Annotated in this window: 18 protein-coding genes; 3 read left to right on the forward strand and 15 right to left on the reverse strand. The window is 37.4% G+C overall.

Going from position 1 to position 20045, the window contains the following annotated elements:
- Window positions 1–19: 19 nt before the first annotated feature.
- From F606_RS0114860 to F606_RS21265, 8 genes are all read right to left on the reverse strand, one after another.
- Window positions 20–1081 carry a SpoIIE family protein phosphatase gene (locus tag F606_RS0114860; RefSeq protein ID WP_019554678.1) on the reverse strand — a complete coding sequence of 354 codons (1062 nt, stop codon included), beginning with the start codon at window positions 1079–1081 and terminating at the stop codon, window positions 20–22.
- A 101-nt stretch (window positions 1082–1182) separates the two neighbouring features.
- Entirely contained in the window at window positions 1183–1485 is a 303-nt protein-coding gene (locus tag F606_RS0114865; protein ID WP_019554679.1) for an STAS domain-containing protein, read from the reverse strand.
- Window positions 1482–1943, reverse strand: coding sequence for an ATP-binding protein (locus F606_RS22395; protein WP_019554680.1), 462 nt, complete (start codon window positions 1941–1943; stop codon window positions 1482–1484). Before F606_RS22395 ends, F606_RS0114865 begins: the two co-directional genes overlap by 4 nt.
- A gap of 104 nt (window positions 1944–2047) precedes the next feature.
- Window positions 2048–3349 carry a pyrimidine-nucleoside phosphorylase gene (locus F606_RS0114875; RefSeq protein WP_019554681.1) on the reverse strand — a complete coding sequence of 434 codons (1302 nt, stop codon included), beginning with the start codon at window positions 3347–3349 and terminating at the stop codon, window positions 2048–2050.
- A 15-nt stretch (window positions 3350–3364) separates the two neighbouring features.
- A complete protein-coding gene (deoB, locus tag F606_RS0114880; RefSeq protein WP_019554682.1) occupies window positions 3365–4546 on the reverse strand; it encodes a phosphopentomutase in 1182 nt (393 codons plus the stop codon).
- 23 nt (window positions 4547–4569) lie between these two features.
- A complete protein-coding gene (locus F606_RS0114885; RefSeq protein ID WP_019554683.1) occupies window positions 4570–5751 on the reverse strand; it encodes a NupC/NupG family nucleoside CNT transporter in 1182 nt (393 codons plus the stop codon).
- Between the two features lie 67 nt (window positions 5752–5818).
- A complete protein-coding gene (locus tag F606_RS0114890; RefSeq protein ID WP_019554684.1) occupies window positions 5819–6217 on the reverse strand; it encodes a cytidine deaminase in 399 nt (132 codons plus the stop codon).
- A gap of 185 nt (window positions 6218–6402) precedes the next feature.
- Window positions 6403–6978, reverse strand: a complete 576-nt coding sequence (locus tag F606_RS21265) for a nitroreductase family protein (protein WP_019554685.1) — start codon at window positions 6976–6978, stop codon at window positions 6403–6405.
- A gap of 324 nt (window positions 6979–7302) precedes the next feature.
- Between F606_RS21265 and F606_RS21270 the strand changes: the two genes are divergently transcribed.
- Window positions 7303–7776, forward strand: a complete 474-nt coding sequence (locus tag F606_RS21270; RefSeq protein WP_019554686.1) for a helix-turn-helix domain-containing protein — start codon at window positions 7303–7305, stop codon at window positions 7774–7776.
- A gap of 122 nt (window positions 7777–7898) precedes the next feature.
- On the opposite strand, the gene F606_RS21275 is transcribed toward F606_RS21270, so the two are convergent.
- The 4 genes from F606_RS21275 to F606_RS22400 all read right to left on the reverse strand — a co-directional run bounded on the left by F606_RS21275 (window position 7899) and on the right by F606_RS22400 (window position 12426).
- On the reverse strand, window positions 7899–8768 hold the full coding sequence (locus F606_RS21275) for an LPP20 family lipoprotein (RefSeq protein WP_019554687.1): 870 nt from the start codon (window positions 8766–8768) through the stop codon (window positions 7899–7901).
- 29 nt (window positions 8769–8797) lie between these two features.
- A complete protein-coding gene (locus tag F606_RS0114910; protein ID WP_019554688.1) occupies window positions 8798–9919 on the reverse strand; it encodes a serpin family protein in 1122 nt (373 codons plus the stop codon).
- A gap of 73 nt (window positions 9920–9992) precedes the next feature.
- Window positions 9993–10859, reverse strand: coding sequence for a CsgG/HfaB family protein (locus tag F606_RS0114915; RefSeq protein WP_019554689.1), 867 nt, complete (start codon window positions 10857–10859; stop codon window positions 9993–9995).
- Between the two features lie 460 nt (window positions 10860–11319).
- Window positions 11320–12426: an FUSC family protein gene (locus F606_RS22400; RefSeq protein ID WP_019554690.1), complete on the reverse strand. Its 1107-nt coding sequence runs from the start codon at window positions 12424–12426 to the stop codon at window positions 11320–11322.
- A 312-nt stretch (window positions 12427–12738) separates the two neighbouring features.
- Here F606_RS22400 and mscL point away from each other — a divergent pair, with 312 nt between their 5' ends.
- On the forward strand, window positions 12739–13194 hold the full coding sequence (gene mscL / locus F606_RS0114925; RefSeq protein ID WP_019554691.1) for a large-conductance mechanosensitive channel protein MscL: 456 nt from the start codon (window positions 12739–12741) through the stop codon (window positions 13192–13194).
- A gap of 92 nt (window positions 13195–13286) precedes the next feature.
- Window positions 13287–14399, forward strand: a complete 1113-nt coding sequence (locus F606_RS0114930) for a [Fe-Fe] hydrogenase large subunit C-terminal domain-containing protein (RefSeq protein WP_019554692.1) — start codon at window positions 13287–13289, stop codon at window positions 14397–14399.
- Between the two features lie 359 nt (window positions 14400–14758).
- On the opposite strand, the gene F606_RS0114935 is transcribed toward F606_RS0114930, so the two are convergent.
- Genes F606_RS0114935 through mutS form a run of 3 tightly spaced genes read right to left on the reverse strand, consistent with a single transcriptional unit; the run spans window position 14759 to window position 20043 of the window.
- On the reverse strand, window positions 14759–15562 hold the full coding sequence (locus tag F606_RS0114935) for a class I SAM-dependent methyltransferase (protein ID WP_019554693.1): 804 nt from the start codon (window positions 15560–15562) through the stop codon (window positions 14759–14761).
- A 3-nt stretch (window positions 15563–15565) separates the two neighbouring features.
- Window positions 15566–17437, reverse strand: coding sequence for a DNA mismatch repair endonuclease MutL (gene mutL, locus F606_RS0114940; protein ID WP_019554694.1), 1872 nt, complete (start codon window positions 17435–17437; stop codon window positions 15566–15568).
- Entirely contained in the window at window positions 17434–20043 is a 2610-nt protein-coding gene (gene mutS / locus F606_RS0114945) for a DNA mismatch repair protein MutS (protein ID WP_019554695.1), read from the reverse strand. Before mutS ends, mutL begins: the two co-directional genes overlap by 4 nt.
- Between the last annotated feature and the right edge of the window lie 2 nt (window positions 20044–20045).

Genomic DNA, 20045 nt, shown 5'->3' on the forward strand with positions numbered 1-20045 from the left:
CATCCAATCTATAAAGGGCTTATTTTATATATAAACATAATGCAGAAATATCATCACGACACGCCGGATTGCGCATAGCTTTACAAAGCCAGCGATAACTTGCCGTGCAACCGCTCGGGCAGTGTTGTTCAGGTGCCGGAAGCAACTCAAATAATCCATCGGTCATAAAATAAAAGATATCGCCTGAAAAAAACGACATGGTATGTTGTTCATAAACAGCGTTTTTATCTAATCCGGCAAAAATCCCCGGCTCTTTGACCACCAGCGGCTGCTTTTGATTAATGGCTAAAAACTGGTTGATACCAGCCATACTGTAGGTCAGTTGTTTTGTAGTAAAGTCAAATGAAAAGCCAAGAACAGCCACAAATGAATCATTCTCTATAAACGAAATAGCCTGCTGGTTAAACCAAGCCAATTTTTCATTCAATGGAATGTGCTGTCCGAAAGCCTGCGACAATAAAACTCGAATAGCTGACATATTGAATGCTGTCGCCAAACCATGCCCCATAATATCAAAAATATAGCCATGTAAAATGTGATTATTTTCCCATTTAAAATCAAAAAAATCACCACTTACATAATTATAAGGTCGATAAATAGAGCGTATTTCAATAAGCGGATTTTTATAATTGGCGGGCAGCATATTTTTTTGCATTTGGCTAATAAGCTCAAATTCTTGTTTAAGCTGTTTTTCTACTGAAATATCCTTTATCACCAAAGCAAAAATGCTTTTATCGTGCACTGTAATATAACGGGCATGAATTTGTATAGGTACAAGTTCGTTACTCTTTTTTTTATGAGTAGATAAGAAAATATAACCTGCATCGCCAGATTTACGAATCATATGCAAGTATTGGGCAGAAACGGTTATTTTTAAATCAAGTTGCGCTATATGAAGCTGTTTCGCCTCTTCTAGTGAGTGTCCATAAAAAGTGCGTGCTTTATCATTCATGAATAAAATCATACCAAACTCATCAAGTAATAATAAAGGGTCATTAAGCATATCAAATATCCAATAACTACAATCAGGAAAGAAATGAGTAATATTCGTGACGAGTTCTTCTAGTGGCAAGTCGTTCATTATTAAGATCTCCCAATGGTTCTTTTCGTATTTTAAATATACAAAAACAAGACTAGCAACCTTTCATTATGTAAGGTTCCTAGCAAAATACTAAAAAAACATTATACAATTTCAAAAATTTTATTTAAGCGAGTAAGCTCAAATAACTCTTTTACAACACCATTTAATCCACGCAGCTGAAGTGCGCCATGATGTTCTAAAGCCCGTTTTTGCAGAGCAACTAAGACTCCGAGTCCTGAACTGTCAATATAATCTACTTGTGTTAAATCAATGAGAAAATTATTGTGCCCGTCTTGGAAATAAGACAATGCTTTTGTTCTAATCAAAAGCGCATCTTCAACATAAAGGCTGCCTTCTAATGTAATTACTACTTTATTATTGATCATTTTAATGTCTGCTTTCATGAAATAACTCCTCCCATAGATGAAATGCTTAATTGTTTATGCATAATAACCTCACAACCTGAGGCACTGAATTCCAATGAATCCACATAATGTTTAATAATATCAATCCCACGCCCGCTTTCATTATACATCTCACTGTTGGTGGTACAGTCAATGTATTCAGGGGTAAATCCTTCACCATTATGCTTTACTATCATACATAAATCTTGTTGATTTCGCTGAATATCAAGTGTTACGTGAGTACCTTTATGATCATTTATACCATGGAAAAAGGCGTTATTTACTGCTTCATTGATAACTACAAATAATTGCATCGAATATTCAGGACAAATTGTACAAAGATTTTTTCGTATAGACTCCCTTGCCATACGAAAATCTTCAAGCGAAGCGCAGGTACAGTTAAATTTTGTTATCAGAAATAATCCCTCCTTATTGTGAAATGGCAAAAGCCCAAACATATAAGCATTCTCGATAATTCAGAAAAAACCTTTTTTATTACAAATTTTTTCAAAATTTATAATAAAAAAGCGTTCCAGTATTGAACCAGAACGCTTTTTGCTATTTATTCGATAATGATTTTATGAATCAAAACTGGTTTTTGAGCCTCGCTGGCAATAAAAATATTTTCATATATTTTCGTTTTTACAGCGTCTACATCTTCACAATTTGTATAAATCGTTACAAGTGAATCCCCTTTCGTTACTGGATCTCCTACTTTTTTACGCAACATCAATCCAACTGCCAAATCGATAACATCATCTTTCGCTGCTCTACCTGCCCCCAAGAGCATCGCCGCAATCCCAATTTCATCAGCCACCATTTTTGCTACGAATCCACTTTCTTTCGCTCGAACTTCAATTTTATATTTTGCCTGTGGCAATTTTTCAGGATGATCCACCACAGAAACATCCCCACCCTGATTTTTGATAAAATCTTTAAATTTTGCTAAAGCCTTGCCGCTTTTAATAGATTCCTGCAGCTTTATTCTTGCTTCTTTTAAAGTTGAAGCTTTGTGTGCCAAAACAACCATTTGGCTGCCCAAAGTTAAAACCAATTCAGTTAAATCATCCGGACCTTCACCTTTCAAAGTATCAATTGCTTCTTGTACTTCAAGTGCATTTCCGATTGCAAACCCGAGTGGTTGAGACATATCCGAAATAATTGCCATCGTTTTTCGCCCAACATGATTGCCGATTTGCACCATGGCATGTGCCAAATTTTCAGCATCTTCTTCCGTTTTCATGAAAGCTCCTGCACCAGTTTTCACATCAAGCACAATCGCATCTGCACCAGCAGCAATTTTCTTACTCATAATCGAACTCGCAATCAACGGAATAGAATTGACTGTACCCGTGACATCTCTAAGCGCATAAAGTTTTTTATCAGCCGGAGTTAAGTTACCGCTTTGACCAATTACCGCTACTTTATCACGATTTACCAAATCAATGAATTTTTCTTTTGTCAGCTCTACATGAAACCCGCTGATCGATTCAAGTTTATCAATCGTTCCACCTGTATGTCCAAGCCCACGGCCGGACATTTTGGCAACTGGAATACCAAGTGAGGCAACCAATGGCGCCAAAACCAGCGTTGTCGTATCACCTACCCCGCCCGTTGAATGCTTATCCACTTTTATACCTTCAATCGCTGATAAATCAATCGTTTCCCCTGAATTCACCATAGATCTTGTAAGGTCCGCTCTTTCGCGATCATTCATATCTTTAAAATAAATCGCCATGGCCATGGCACTGGCCTGATAGTCAGGAATCGTTCCATTGGTATATCCGTCAATGAAAAAGCTGATTTCTTCTGTCGTTAATTCGTGTCCATCACGTTTTTTCGAGATTAAATCTACCATTCTCATGGTTATTTACCACCTTTATTTTAATTTTCCTAAAAAGCTTTCTCCATATGCTGGCATTTTCACGCCAAAATTATCGGCTACCGTTGCCCCCAGATCCGAAAAGCTCTGGCGAATTTCTAAATCTTTACCTGCAGAAAATCGCTTAGAATATACAATAAGCGGAACGAATTCTCTGGTGTGATCTGTTCCTTTATAAGTTGGATCATTGCCATGATCCGCCGTCAATATTAATAAATCTTCGTCCGTCATTTTAGCAAATACTTCAGTAAGCCGAGCATCAAATTCTTCCAGCGCATTCCCATACCCGATTGGATCGCGTCTATGTCCATAGGCTGCATCAAAATCAACTAAGTTCGTAAAGCTGAGCCCATGAAACTTTTCATCGAGCAAAACAATGAATTGATCCATTCCATCCATATTTGATTTTGTCCGTATTGTTCTTGTAACACCTTGACCATCAAATATATCCGCTATTTTACCAATTGCTATCGAATCAAGTCCGGCTTCCTGTAAAGAATCTAGCACTGTTTTGCCAAAAGGTTTCAGTGCATAATCGTGTCGGTTCGGTGTCCGCTTAAAAGTATCTGCCGTATCTCCAACAAAAGGTCTGGCAATAATCCGTCCCAAGGCATACGGATCTTCGCGTGTTATATCCCTGCAATACTGGCAAATTTTATACAATTCAGCCAATGGTATAACCTCTTCATTGGCAGCGATTTGCAGTACTGAATCCGCTGATGTATAGACAATAAGTTCTCCCGTCTTAAGCTGTCTTTCACCCAGTTCTTCAATGATTTCGGTTCCGCTGGCTGGTTTATTACCAATAATTTTTCTACCAGAGAACGTTTCGATTTTCTCAATTAATTCTGGAGGAAATCCATCAGGAAACACACGAAATGAACTAGCAATATAGAGTCCCATCATTTCCCAATGCCCCGTCATCGTATCTTTTCCATTTGATGATTCCTGCATTTTACCAAAATATGCTTTTGGCGATACTTCTTTTTTTATTCCTTGTATTTCACAAATATTAGATAAGCCCAATTGTTGCAGATTTGGCATATATAAGCCCTGTTTCTTTTCTGCAATATGCACAAGTGTATTAACACCAACATCACCAAATAATTTTGAATCAGGAGATTCACCGATTCCAACTGAATCCATAACTATAATATGTATTCGTTTAAATTTTTTCATTTTAAACCACTCCCTCTTCTCTATTATACAATTAATCCGACCACTGTGGCAGTAAGAACACTGACTAACGTAGCTCCATACAATAATTTCAGACCAAAACGAGCCACGACATTGCCTTTTTCTGCATTCAAGCCTTTAACTGCTCCCGAAATAATTCCAATTGAAGAAAAATTGGCAAACGAAACTAAAAATACAGATACAATTGCCAGTGTTTTATCCGAAAAATTAAAATCACCTGATGAAAGTGACATCATAGCAACAAATTCATTCGATACCAATTTGGTTGCCATAACACTGGCCGCTTTGATTGCTTCATCCCAAGGCACTCCCATCAAAAAGGCAAATGGTGAAAAAATATACCCTAACGTATCTTGGAAAGAAATCCCGATGATCCACGTAAATATGCCATTAATCATCGCAATTAATGCGACAAAACCAATCAACATCGCCCCAACAATCATAGCCACTTTAAATCCATCCATAATATATTCACCCAGCATTTCAAAAAAAGACTGTTTTTTCTCAAGCTGAACTTCTAAAACATCATCTTCGGGTTTCACCGTATATGGATTAATAATGGAGGATATGATAAACCCGCCAAACAAATTCAAAACAATCGCGGTCACAACATATTCTGGCTTGATCATAAGCATATATGCACCCACGATCGACATCGATACGGTGGACATAGCTGAAGCACAAAGCGTATACATACGGTGATCCGGTAAAAAAGCAAGTTGTTTTTTTACCGATATAAAAACTTCCGATTGCCCTAAAATAACCGATGCAACCGCATTGTAAGATTCCAACTGCCCCATGCCATTTATTTTACTTAAAACAAGCCCAACATATTTAATAATAAACGGTAGAATTTTCCAATGTTGTAAAATTCCAATTAAAGCTGAAATAAAAACAATCGGCAGCAATACACTGATAAAAAAGGTGTATTTATTATCATTCACCATGTTGCCAAATACAAAATTGACGCCCTCACCAGCACATTTCAATAGCAGACCAAATCCCGTTGCTATATTAGCTATTAAAAAATTACCAGCATCTGTGTTAAGTAAAATAAACCCAAAAACAAACTGCAAAATAATCATCATGAGCACTGGTCGATATTTAATATGTTTCTTATCATTGCTTGCGACCCAAGCCAGAGCTAATACAACAAATAGTCCAACTATTCCAATAATATATTTCACTTGGTTAATCCCCCTAAATTTTATCAAAATATGCTAACAGTGACGAATTGTATAGTCTATAAAATATTTATTTTCCTAAGTCTTTTTTAGTAAATGCACCTGGTAAGATTTCTTCGAGAGTTTTAACAATATATTCTTTTTTATTTTTCCCTAAAATAATTTGGATATCGGCTGCCGCAAATTCTGCTATCACCTGTCGGCAAATCCCGCAAGGATACGTGTAATCATTCTCTACGCCAACAATAACAATTGCCTTGATGCTTGTATGTCCTTCGGAAACAGCTTTGAATATAGCTGTCCGTTCCGCACAATTTGTCGCACCATAGGATGCATTTTCAATATTACAGCCCGTATAGATACTGTCATCTTCCATAACCACAGCAGCACCAACATAAAAATTGGAATAAGGTGCATAGGCCCGCGATCTTCCTTCAAAAGCTTTGTTTAGTAATGTTTCATAATCCATATCAAACTTCGCCTCTTTTCATTTTTATAACTTTATAGTAGACCTTTTTTGAACATTTGTAAATATCAAACTGAACTTTTGTTTATTGTTTTCTATTAAAAAAAATTGGTTTTATCATAAATAAAAGAGCCGATATTACGGCTCTTTTGGAGACTGTTATTATAATTTTTGTAAAATCACAGTTTTTATTCCACAGCATTCATCTGATATGTTTCATTTTGCATAAATGCATTGAGAGGAACTCTTGGCTTTTGTTTTGTTTGACCAGCAGGATAGCCTACGACAAGTCCAGCACCGAGAAATGTAAACTTTGCTAATTTAAGTAGCTTAGCGGCCTCAGGATGCATAATAAGAGATTCCAACGGCACTACACCAAGCCCCATAGATTCCGCTGCCACAACAGCTGCGCCCATTGCCATACCGCATTCAAAAGTTCCATGCATTATTTGTGTTAAATCCTCATTTCTGATTTCAGCCATATCTTCTTTAATGCTAAGATTCGCAGATTTAGATACATCAACCACAAACATCAAAAACAAAGGTGCCTGCGCCAGCCAGTTATTATCACCAGACAAAGATGCCAAAAACAACTTCATTGCATCATCTTTAATAACAAGGACGGATAACTCCTGACCAGCTCGGGGTGTCGGCATTGCCATTGCAGCTTCAATAATGGAGTCAACCATTTCCACGGGTACTTCTTTTTTTAAATAATTCCAAATAGATCTATGATTTATGATGGATTTTGTTGTATAATTCATATGTGCCCTCCACAGTACCTTTATCAGGCTAGCATTTAGTTGATGTTTTGCTAAACTTTTAAAGCTGTATTCACAATAAATACGATCTCAAACACTATTTATTGTACTCAGCTCATTTTCATTGATAAGAATTTAAATTTTTTATACTGTTATGCAGATTTTCTATTCATTTTCCGATAATTTCCCACTAGGATCATTTTACTGTATCCACAAAATGCAGAATTCAAGTTAAGTTTTTAGTGTAATTTGCCGATATAAATAATGAATGTAATAATTTAAGTTAACCAAGGATGCGTTAATTTATTAGACAAGGATGACAAGACCATGAAAATAAGAGCAACCCCTGAAGAATTAGCGGCTATTAAATTCGCTATGGAAAAAGAAGAAATGCCGCGAGTTTATAAAAGATACCAAGCCCTTTATTTGTTTCTTTCGGGCAAAACCTGCAAAGAGGTTTCCAGCCTCATTGGACTGACAGATATCACCGTTTGTAATATTCACAGAGCTTATAAAAAAAGCGGCCTTGCCGTGATTCCGGATAAATCAATTCCAGGACGGCCCTCCAGACTAACGCCACAACAACTCAACGAACTAAAGCAGGTCATTTTAAACAATATGCCATCTGATGTTGGCCTTGTAACAAATTTACCATGGACAGCCAACTTGATTGCTGAATATATCAAACGCAAATACGACTATACCTATTCTATTCGGGGAATCACCGGAATGTTAGAACGACTTGGTTTCATTTACGTTCGCCCAACTTATGTACTTGCCCCAGCCAATCAAATCAAATAATATCTTTTTTTCTAAAATCATTGAGGAAAATCATTTTAGATCTGAAGAAATAAAACAAGTTCAAGCTATTGGCATTGCCAATAGCTTTTCTTGTATCTTGTTAATACACGCTTAGTGTGAAGTTATTCAATAAAGACAACTGCACATTTTTTCAAGAAAGCATAGTTTTGGTTTGCCGCTAATATTTTATCGCCGTCCTCTTTAGAAACAACAGGGTTCCTATTGAAATCCATTAAAGAAACTGCTTTCACAATTAAAGGATTAGCTCCGGCATAATCAATATTAGATGGAGAATCCGACTTAGAATAACTAGCCAAACCATTCTTGATAATAGCACTATCGTCTACGTTTTTAGAATTATAAATTGTTCTACCAGAATTATCAAGAATATTTGGTGCCATTGCCCGTTCCAGTCCAAGGCCCCGGCAATCAATCACAACACCCGTAATAGCACCAGCTGGCATTACCGTTGGTGCTGTTGCTGCGGGAGTAATGACTGCTGCTGGCACAACAGGAGTTTCCGTAACTGCAGGCACAGTGGTCGTTGGAGCAACCGGATCACTTTGACTTGCAAAATCTGGCATAGCAACCTTATCTTGCCAAAGGGCAGATGCTAAACTGTTTCTCTGACCAAAAATCGGCATACAAAGTGTAACCTGGTAATTACCATTATCAAGCTGCTCTTCATCTGTAATTCGAGCATTGTTAATAGCACCAGATATTGCCGTTTTAATCGTATCTTTTTTTACTGCTAATTGTTGAACCGTCGTATGATTCTCGAGTTCTACGCCATAGACAATGCCTGCTAAATTGCGGTACGCATCTACGATTGCCGCACGCCGCGCAAGTGCGTCGCCTTGTCCTGCAGTAACGGAAGCGGGTGCTGAACCAATTCCAATTGCTGTAATTGTATTACTGTTCCAATTAATATCCGAAGCGAAACACGTAGTCGATAAAATCAATGAAAACAAAAGTATATATAGTTTTTTCATAAAAAATCGCATCCTTTAAAATAAAATTATTATTGCATATTTAAATCAATTGTACTATTGGTTATTTTCATAATTTGTGATGGCTGCTCTGTATCTTCTGTTACATAGGATGCGAGTGTTTGATTATCCCCTGTAAAACTAAGATCAATAACAGCTGCATTATTTCTAAATTCTCTAATGTAAACATCCTGTACACCAGATATATCGGTCAAATAATCTTTTAACAATGAAAGACTATTTTGATCTTTTATATTATGAACATATATCGTATAATTTTTCGAAGTACTCGCTGCATAATTTAATAGTTTGTTGGCGATATCATGCCCTGCTTTCTCTCCAGTTTTATATTTCGCATTATCAGCAGCTATTTTTTGTGTGATATCAATATTGGTTTCCTGATATGTGCCAAATTGGATTGCTTCACCTGTATCACACTTTGTCGTATTAATAGTAAGTGTAGCATCATTCGCCTTCATTGGCACTTGTGTATCAAACTTAAGATCAATATCATTTGCCCTTATACTTCCAGTTACGATATAGTCTAGTTGTTCCTGCGTTCCCAAAAGACCAATGGTATTAAAATCACTCTTCGCTGCAGCAATTTTAAAGCGTTTAGTTTTCGTTGGGTTTAATTGATTCATATTAATAATATGAGAAAAACCTGATTGATTTAGTACGGAAGCAATTGCCGTTTCCACGGCTACATCAGAGACCTTCATCGCATTATTTTGATTCAATACAACAATCCCAATCCGAGGATCATTGATGCCAACACGAATTGCTTTGACTTTGTCAAATCCAGACATAAGTTTTGCATTAGGTTCCATGTCAATGACTACTTTTGTTTTCACCATATATTGATCACCATCATTGAGCGTTTGCAATACTTGATAACTTCTTATAAAACCATTGGAATGCGTGTAAATCTGGTCATGTGTCACTCTGGTATTATTAACATGTGTACTGCTGTCAATTGTCATACCCGCAACATTTTCTAATGCATTGCGAAAAGAATCTTGTATTGCTGCTTTACGGGTTGGTCCAGTTCCTTCTGCAATATACTCTAATGCATATACCTGTGCATGCAGCGCTAAGAAAAAAATTGTACATAAAATGCAGTAAATTTTTTTACCATGGAGCCATATTATCATTTTTGCACCAGCCTTTTTCTAATCTACACCTCCTTGTACATAAAATTCCTTTATCTAATGCAATGCTAAATCCCTATTGACTAGCTGCACTATCACCAATTTTTAAATTCCCTATATCCCCGCTAGTAACTGTACCTATGGACATTTTGTTTTCTACACTGGTTATTGTAATCTGACAGACCAGCTTATGTTGTACACCTAAGACCTCTCCTGTCTTAGGATTACAAACTGCTTTACCATCTTTATATACCGTAAAAACCTGTCCCGGTATAACTTGCTTATTTGATCCAGCATCAATATATACGATATTACCGTCAATGCTTGCTATATGTACCGGAATTGGCGATTCATTTAGATTCTTATCTAAAATATCACTAATTTTTTGGGACACAGCTTTCGCCGTTTTCGTATATTCGCTAAACTCTACTTTCCAGATTTTTTTACCTTTCTTATCTTTACCACGTACTTTATTGACAATTCCGTTTGTCGTATCAGCAAAGACAACACTCCCCGAAGTCGTATCAAGGATTTTCCAAAATACAATTATATTGATTTTTGCTTTATCTGCTGCAACATTCGACTGATCTGTAATATGCGAATCAGAAATACTACCTGTTACGATATAGTTGATTCCACTAATGCGGCCTAGCTGTGCCGCATTGTCTTTTGCTAGAAGCCCCATACGACTAAGGCCTTGTTCATTGAGAATTGCCGTTAAATCATCACGGTCAATGACATTTAGCTTGGAATTTTTCGATAATTCTGCTACGAGAGAATCCGTTATGAGCTGTTCCAGTCCACGTTGTCCCGAAAGGTTTTTAAAGGTAAGAACACCAACTGATTTTGGTTGTGCTGCATAACCAATTGTTGTAAAAAGAAATAAAAACCCTATAAAAAACAGCAATCCCACAATTTGTTTGTTTTCTAGAATTTTTTTCATTTGTATTACCCTTCTTTATTTAGTTTGATTTATTATTTATCCAAACAATCTTAAAAATATATGATCATCTGAAGTATATATATTAATATTATTTAATGCAATTATTGTTTTTTAGTTCAATTAATATTACTTAATTCAACTTATATATTACAATAATTTCAAAAAAAGTAAAGTCTTTTTTAGTATTCTTTGCTTTTTTAAGAATAAATGAACCTTTAGTCTGGTTTTTTTGATAAAACTTTTCTGAAATCAAAAAAAAATATATATTTAACAAAAATAAAAAGAGCTCATCTTGTGAGCTCTTTTTCTAACCATATCTACAATATTTTAAATATCCATTAAATACATAAACGTATTTAAAATACAGGATAAACCAAATCATATTTATTTAGATCCAATAAGCAATATTTCCTATATTTTTTATAATTAGTATGATAACAATTCAGATTTATCACAAAGACTACGTAGTATCATTACCACCAATTTTCAAAAGTTGATTACGAAACAGGACATCTTTTTTATTCAAATCCGGAAACTTGTCTTCAATTTCATCTAAAATACGCCCTAAATCCGAAAAGATAGCCCCAATTTCTGGAATAGGAAACTGTGTTGCATTTTGAATTGACAGGAAGTATCCCGAAAAATTAACCCTTGTTTCTCTGACTGCCATCAGCAGTGCATCATTTAACAAAGCTTTATTTTCACCATCAATCGTCCGGGCAAAAACAGTTAAACAAAGCTGGACATCATGGACGACTTGCTGAAACTGCTTCCATTCGATATCCAATTCGGCTAAATCAAGTAAGCTCCGGGAAATCCCTCTCACTTGAAGGCTGATATGTTCAAGCCGATTCATAACAAAAGAAAAATCAACCATTTTGTCACGTTCTTGCCGACGAAACGGCGTATAACGAAAACTTTGCGTAACTTGAATAATCATAAAATGTTCTTTGCGAATTTGCTGAACTGCATTCCGGGCCTCATATAATCCAGCAGCTAAATCTTCTTTTGTTTCAGCCTTCCACAAACGTTCTAAATTACTAGTTAAGCACAATATAGATTGCATAACTGCTTTTTTAGCTAAAAAACTGGATGACTCCGCTGGACTCAAAATAATATTCAAGAAAACAGCAACCATAGCACCAATGATGGTTTCTTCAATTCGCCCAATCATATAGCCCTGACTATGCCCATACTCGAGTACCAATAAAGTACTTACACCAATCTGCGAAATAATCTGTGGATGCAAATGAAAAACTCTGCCCACGGCAATTCCCAACCCTATAATACAAAAAATGCTCCACGCATTGACAATAAAAAAAGAACTGAATGAACCACCAATCGTTACACCGACAATAACACCTAATATCCGATATACACCTTTTTCTACGGAATCAGCAATAGTCACCTGCGTTGTTAAAATAGCTGCTAAAGGTGCAAAAATCGGATATGGATTTTCTGTTACACTGGAAGCAACAAACCAGGATAAACCTGCCGCTAATGCTATTTTAAAAACTTCTAAAGTAATACCTAATCGTCGTAAGATGTGGTTCACATCATACACCATAAAAAAACTCCTCCTATAAACCCTATGTGTTAAGCAGTAATGTAACTTTGAAAAATTTAGTAAAAAAACAAAATCATTTTTAATTATACCCCCCGCCGCGTAATTATTCAATCAAAACACAGATTCGTATCGAACATTCTATTTAGATATCTGACATCCTCATATAAGAGGTTTTACCGTGTCTTTATATTTCAACAGCAGGATATTGTCTACGCTTTAGAGAAATATAATTAAAGGCTCATCAAAAAACGATGAACCGTATTACTATGAATATGCATGAAATGTTATCGTATAAGGAGTGGTTCTATTTCTATGTTTATCGATGAATTTAAGAAATTTATCATGCGTGGCAACGTTTTAGATATGGCAATCGGGATTATTATCGGTGCCGCCTTTAATAAAATCGTCTCTTCATTTGTCTCAAATATTTTGATGCCGCCACTTGGTTTATTGGTCGGTAAAGTCGATTTTTCAAATTTATTCATCAACCTTTCTGGGGAAAAAGTACAAACCATCGCCGAAGCACAAGCAGCTAACGTGCCAGTGATTGCCTATGGCTTGTTTCTAAATACAATTATTGATTTTTTAATTGTTTCATTTGCTATTTTTATTATGATTAAACAAATTAATCGTTTTGCAACAAAACAAGAAGAACCGCTGCCGAATACTCGAAAGTGTCCTTATTGCTTTTCAGAAATTCATGATTTGGCGACACGTTGTCCGCATTGTACCTCATCGTTAAACATGCAAGAATCAAAATCGCTTTAAGCTTCTTCTAACGCGTTTCGATCTGAACTTCATTTTTACTTGTAAAAACAAAATAGTCCCTAAAAGATTTTTATAGAAATGGAGAAAAAACCATGCTTACAATTAAGGAACTGTATCAAAAAGCATTAAAAGAATCTACGGGGAAAGAAGATTTTACGTATGATCCAAGTCAATTAAATTGTCTGTTTGAACCAAAGGAATATCCTATAACCTGGGAATTGAGTGATATCCTTACACCAGCAGGAATACCTTTATCGGGCACCACAATCACCAAAGACAGCTTGGCCGTTTTAAATGCTTTAGCCAGCCATAAAGGGAAACGTGCTTTTATTTTGATTGCACCAGCCTTTTTAGGACAATTTAGTGACCAAGTATCACCTGGAATGATCCGTACCGCTTTTAAGAAAATCGGTTTCAACGGACTGCTCGAAGTTGCTGTTTTTGCTGATATTCTTACACTACGCGAAGCCTTGGAATTTGACCATAATATCCATTCAAACAATGATTATCAGTTGACAAGCTGCTGCTGCCCTATGTGGATTGCTATGATCAAAAAATTATATACCGATTTAATGCCGCATGTGCCAGCAACTGTATCTCCCATGATTGCAGCTGGGCGAACCGTCAAGATACTGCATCCAGATGCACTTACTGTTTTTGTCGGTCCGTGTATGGCCAAAAAAGCAGAAGCACGAGAAAAAGATATTGCTGGGGCTGTTGATTATGTATTAACATTTCAAGAAACAAAAGAATTATTTAAACTCTTACATGTAAATCTCACGCAAATGGAAGACAATGTAAAAGAGTTTTCTTCAAAAGCTGGTCGAATTTATGCTCGAACTGGCGGTGTTAGTGAAGCCGTAAAATCAACATTAGCTCGGCTTAGTCCAAACCGCCATATTGCAATACGGTCCCAGCAAGCTGACGGTGTCCCAGATTGTAAGAAAATGATTACGGATTTAATTGGAGGAAAAACACAAGCAAACTTTTTTGAAGGTATGGGCTGCATAGGCGGTTGTGTGGGGGGACCAAAATCATTACTTGAGCCAGATAAAGCACGCGACAAAGTAAATCAATATGGAGATAAAGCTATCTATGAAACACCTCTGGATAATCCTTATGTATTAGAGTTGTTATACCGCCTCAATTTTACAACACTCGAAAGCCTCATGAGTGATAATGAATTCTTTACACGCAAATTTTAAATATAATTTGCCGAAAGAACTTATAAGCTGATTATTTTTTAATTCTTCTTCTTTTTTCCATATAATTGAGTTATAATATGTATTAAGTCATCGTGCAATTGACTAATTGATTTTTTCTACACTCTTGATCGTATAGATGCCTTTCTATACGATCTTTTTTTGTTTAAAATTTTATAACAGGAACGAAAAATTCCCATTGCGTCCCCTCACATACACATGGTATAATGTATGTAATAAATATTTCTCAATCCTTACCTGCATTGGCTGCCACCAGTGCAGGCTTTTTATTATAAAACATACATAAAAACGGACGAAACAAGCCTGAAATGCTTGTTTCGTCCGTTTTTTAGTTTTCCAAATTACGAATTTGGTTTTATGTCAATGATACCATAATGAACATGGCTGTATTTCCCGCCAACAACCCTGTTTGCGCCCAAACGCACAAATTCAAGACTTCGACTATTTTCTTTCATGACCACACATTTTCTTGCCACTCGCCTGGCTTCGTTGATTGCCTCTATCGTAACAGCACGATGATCAGCAAGGGCACGTAAAGGCAATAGATGCAAACTTTCTTTAAGGGGATGACGAAACATCGGATCAAAGTAAACAACATCAAAACTTTTATCTGGCAGCAATTTTAAATAGTTTCCATATTCTTGCTGGCTGACCTCAATCCGTTTCATAGCCGCCTGTAAACCGAGTGGTTCTAGCGTTGAAAAATTTTTCAGACCATCCTGAACAACTGCCGCCATAAGTACCTTGGCTTCAAGACCAACAACTCGCCCCCTTACTCCAACAACAAAGCTTGCGATAATTGCATCGGAAGCCATCCCCAATGTGCAGTCAAGAACTTCCATTCCGGCTTTCAACTGCATAGCCTCAATCATATTATCCTTCTGCCCCTTGAGCAAATTTTTCAATCGAAGCTGGGCCATATTCGGATGGAAAAAAAAGTCACCTTCCGGCGTAGCTAAAACAAGCCCTGTTTTCTTAACAACTAAAACAAACGGGGTCTGGTAAGTCGTTTGAATACTCTCAATTGATAAATTTTCCCGGGCAATAAATAAAAGATTCAATTCGGCTGCTTTTTGTTTTGCAGTTTGCACTACCATTGCATTATATTTGTGACCTGTCGTCACAATACATTGTATCGACTGCATCGACTATGTCCTTTTAAACATTTTGGCAAGTTCAGCAGCACCAAACTTAATAATCGTCGGTCTGCCATGTGGACACGTATAGGGAAGGGTTGTGTTGGTAAGTTCATCCAATATAATTTGCATTTGCCTTATATTTAGTGTATCACCGGCTTTAATAGCCGCCCGACAAGCTGTTGTAGCCAGACAGGCATGGCGAATTTCCTGTGCTGTCAGGTTATGCATATTTTGCAGTGATTCTAAAATTTCACGAATGATGGCCTCCGCCTCACCAACTGGTATATCAGAAGGAATTTCTTTTAAACGCATCTGCTCAGGTCCACTCGCATCCATATCAAACCCCAAACTTTGAAAAAGCTCTTGGTTATCCAAAATCAAGGTACATTCTTTGTCATCAAAATCAAGCAAAAGATGAACTAATAATTGCTGTGATGGAATCTTATCCGCTAGTGCGGCAAAACGATCATAAAGAATGCGTTCATGTGCTGCATGCTGGTCAACAATATAGAGACCCTTTGGATCTTGCGCTACAATATAGCAGTTATCCACCTGTCCCATGGGCGTAAGGGTTCCTTCATAAATGATTTGCGGTAAATCCGTTGCCGCATGTTCTGCACTTTCCATTATTTCTGGCATTTTTGCAGAAACCGACAAAGATTCACCTTGCCGATTATCCTGTAACAAGTCTTCTGACTTAGGCAACGATGCATTTAAAATTGCTTGTGCCTGTGAAAAACTCACCGTATTTTCTCGTACGATTGGCGATGGCGGTACCAGCGGATTATAGGCTGTAACAGCCGTTTGATGCGGAACAGCAAAATGCATAGGTTCTATCGTATAGTGTCGTTCCAGGTTCGCCACCGGCGCAGCAACAAAGTCTAAAGACTGTCCAGCCGGACGGATCGCATCGAGTACAGATTTGTAAACTGCTTTAAAGATACGTCCTTCATCTTCAAATTTCATTTCACTTTTCTGCGGATGCACGTTGACATCAATCGTATTTTGCGGCACTTCAATTTTAAGTACGGCTAAAGGATAACCTGATTTCGGCAAAAGTGAATGATATGCATTGTCAATTGCTTTTCCAATGGATCGACTAGATATGATACGCCCATTAACAATAAAGGTCTGCCAAGTCCGACTGCTGCGAATCATCGACGGTTTTGTCAAAAAGCCAGTAATTTTAATATCTATATCTTCAAATTCCACACCCAAAAGTTCCTCGCTGACTTTAGCGCCATAAATACTTTGAATCGCATCATATTGTGACCCATTACCCGGTGTAGACAAAACCAGTTTATTATTATTAATAAATTTAAAGGAAATTTCTGGATTAGACAAGGCCAATTTTATGATGAAATCATTAATTTTTGAGCCTTCTGTCACCGGCGTCTTCATGAATTTTTTGCGAGCAGGTGTATTAAAAAATAAATCTTCTACTTTAATGGTTGTTCCAATATTGCAGCCTGCTTCACGCAAGTCCTCTACTTTACCACCCTTGATTTCCACCAAGGTGCCAAATTCACTGTCACGCTGTCGCGTCATTAACGAAAAGCGTGAAACAGAAGCAATCGTCGGCAATGCTTCACCGCGAAACCCTAGTGTACTAATGGTATTCAAATCACTGACTTCCTGAATTTTACTTGTTGCATGACGTAAAATAGCTAACTTGGCATCGTCAGAGCTCATGCCACGCCCATTATCCGTAACGCGCATAAAACTCGTACCGCCAGCCATAATTTCGACTTCCACTTTATTGCTGCCAGCATCAATTGAGTTTTCGACTAATTCTTTCACAACCGATGCTGGGCGTTCGACAACCTCCCCTGCAGCAATTTTATTAATTGTGATTTCATCTAAAACATGTATAATACTCATTTTTTACCAGCCTCACCTTTTGCCTGTTTTTGCAATTTATATAGCTCATTCATTGCCTCCAAAGGTGTCATTGTCATAATATCAAGGGCTAATATATCCGCACTGAGCGATGAAGAAAACAGCGAGTCCATCGGATCTACTTCAGGCAAAGCCTGTTCTTTTGCAATAGCATCGTCTTGTAATGGCTGTAACGACTCTTTCGCATGTTGCGATTCCAATTCTTCCAGAATTTTTTTCGCTCGCTCCGTTACATTTTTCGGCAGTCCCGCGAGTTTTGCCACATGAATACCATAGGATTTATCGGCACTTCCTGCCACAATACGGCGCAAAAATACAACTTGACTGCCACGTTCTTTCACGGCAACACAGTAATTTTTAATGCGCTTATCCGATTCTTCTAAGTCGGTAAGTTCATGATAATGTGTCGCAAATAATGTTTTTGCACCAATCTTATCACGCATATGTTCAATCACAGCCCGGGCAATGCTCATACCATCAAACGTACTCGTACCGCGACCAATTTCATCGAGAATCACTAGGCTGTTTTTTGTCGCATATTTTAATATTTGTGCTACTTCATTCATTTCAACCATAAATGTACTCTGACCGCTTACGAGATCATCACTGGCCCCGATCCGCGTAAAGATACGATCCACTGGTGAAATATAGGCCTCCCGCGCTGGCAGGAAGCTTCCCATTTGTGCCATAAGCGTCAAGAGTGCTGTTTGACGCATATACGTTGATTTACCAGCCATATTCGGTCCAGTAATCACGATAATTTCGCTATCATGATGATTCAAATTTGTATCATTTGGCACAAATAAATCCCGTGTCAAAATACGCTCTACCAATGGATGACGACCATCTTTAATAACAATTTCTCCATTGTTCGTCAAATTCGGGCGCGTATAATTATATTGGCTGGCAACCTCAGCAAGGCTTACTAGCGTATCAACAATAGCAATTCGATGTGCCGTTTGTTGAATACTGCTGAGTTTTGCTTTGATCTGTTCACGAACAACCGTGAAGAGTTGATATTCAATATTCACGATTTTTTCCTGAGCACCTAAAATCTTTGTTTCAAACTCTTTCAGCTCTGGTGTAATATAACGTTCTGCATTTGCTAACGTCTGCTTGCGAATAAAATGTGCGGGTACCGAATCCGTGCCACTATGACGAACTTCGATATAGTAACCAAAAACCTTATTGTAACCAATTTTTAAGGATTTGATTCCTGTCGTTTCTTTTTCACGTTCTTCCATATCCTGTAAAAGTTTTTTACTATCCCGTGAAATCAATCGGTATTCATCGAGTTCTGCGTTATAACCATCCTTAATCAGACCGCCATCACGTAGCGAAATCCCTGGTTCATCAACAATTGCCCGTGTCAACAAATCCACAACTTCATCATATAATTCAATCGAATTATAACAAGTATTGAGCAGTTTTGACTTGGCAGTTTCCAGTTCATTTTTAATTCCTGGCAAAGATGCCAGCGAAACCTTTAGCGAAATCAAATCCCTGGCATTTGCTGTTCCGACTTCAATTCTGGTAAGCAAACGCTCAAAGTCATAAATATCACGCAGGCGCTCAGTCAGTGTATTCCGCATCGCAAAGCCTTCGAGCAACTCGTTCACAGCATCAAGTCGATCATTTATTTTTACAATATTAAGCAATGGGTATTCCAGCCATTTCTTTAGCAGACGACTGCCCATGGCCGTCTGGGTAAAATCAAGGACAGCCAGCAGTGTATCTTTCTTTCCTCCATCGCGCAAATTACGGGTAATTTCCAGATTACGCAGCGTATAGGTATCCACTACCAAATTTTCTGAGGCATCTAAATAACTTAATTTGTTTAAATGCGTCAAATCTGTTTTCACCGTATCATGCAGGTAAGCTAGCAAGGTTGCTACCGCTGCTTTTGCTATATCGATGATTGGTCGATTATGGCTGTCGAAATGCTGCACAATAAGATCTTCCACAGCTGTGGTTACTTGATCAAGTATCGTAAATGTACAACTGGCAAGCCGCAAATCGACAAATTCTTTCAAGTCAGCCTGATACGAAAATGCTCCAACAATAATAACTTCTGGCATCATCAAACGATAAAGTTCATCAAAAAGCATTTGTTTGCGGTCAGGACCTTGATAAAGCCCATAAAAACATTCTCCGGTTGATATATCCGCCCCAGCCAGGGCAATCTGTTCATCTTTTTCATAAAGCAATGCAATATAATTATTTTTCGAATCTGTAAGCACGGATTCTGACAAAACCGTTCCCGGTGTAATAATTTTAACTACATCGCGTTTAACAAGACCTTTGGCCTTCGGATCACCAATTTGTTCACAGATAGCCACTTTATAGCCCTTGTTAATCAGCTTTGTAATATAAGTTTCAGCCGCATGATACGGAATCCCGCACATTGGAATACGTTCTGCCATCCCAGCATCGCGGCCAGTTAATGTAATTTCTAATTCTCGTGATGCAAGTTTCGCATCTTCAAAAAACATTTCATAAAAATCGCCTAACCTAAAAAATAAAATTTCATTAGGGTGACGACTTTTTGTTTCGCGATACTGCTGCATCATTGGTGTTAAAGTCGCCATAA

The organism is Propionispira raffinosivorans DSM 20765, from assembly GCF_000381065.1.
Taxonomy (GTDB): domain Bacteria; phylum Bacillota; class Negativicutes; order Selenomonadales; family Selenomonadaceae; genus Propionispira; species Propionispira raffinosivorans.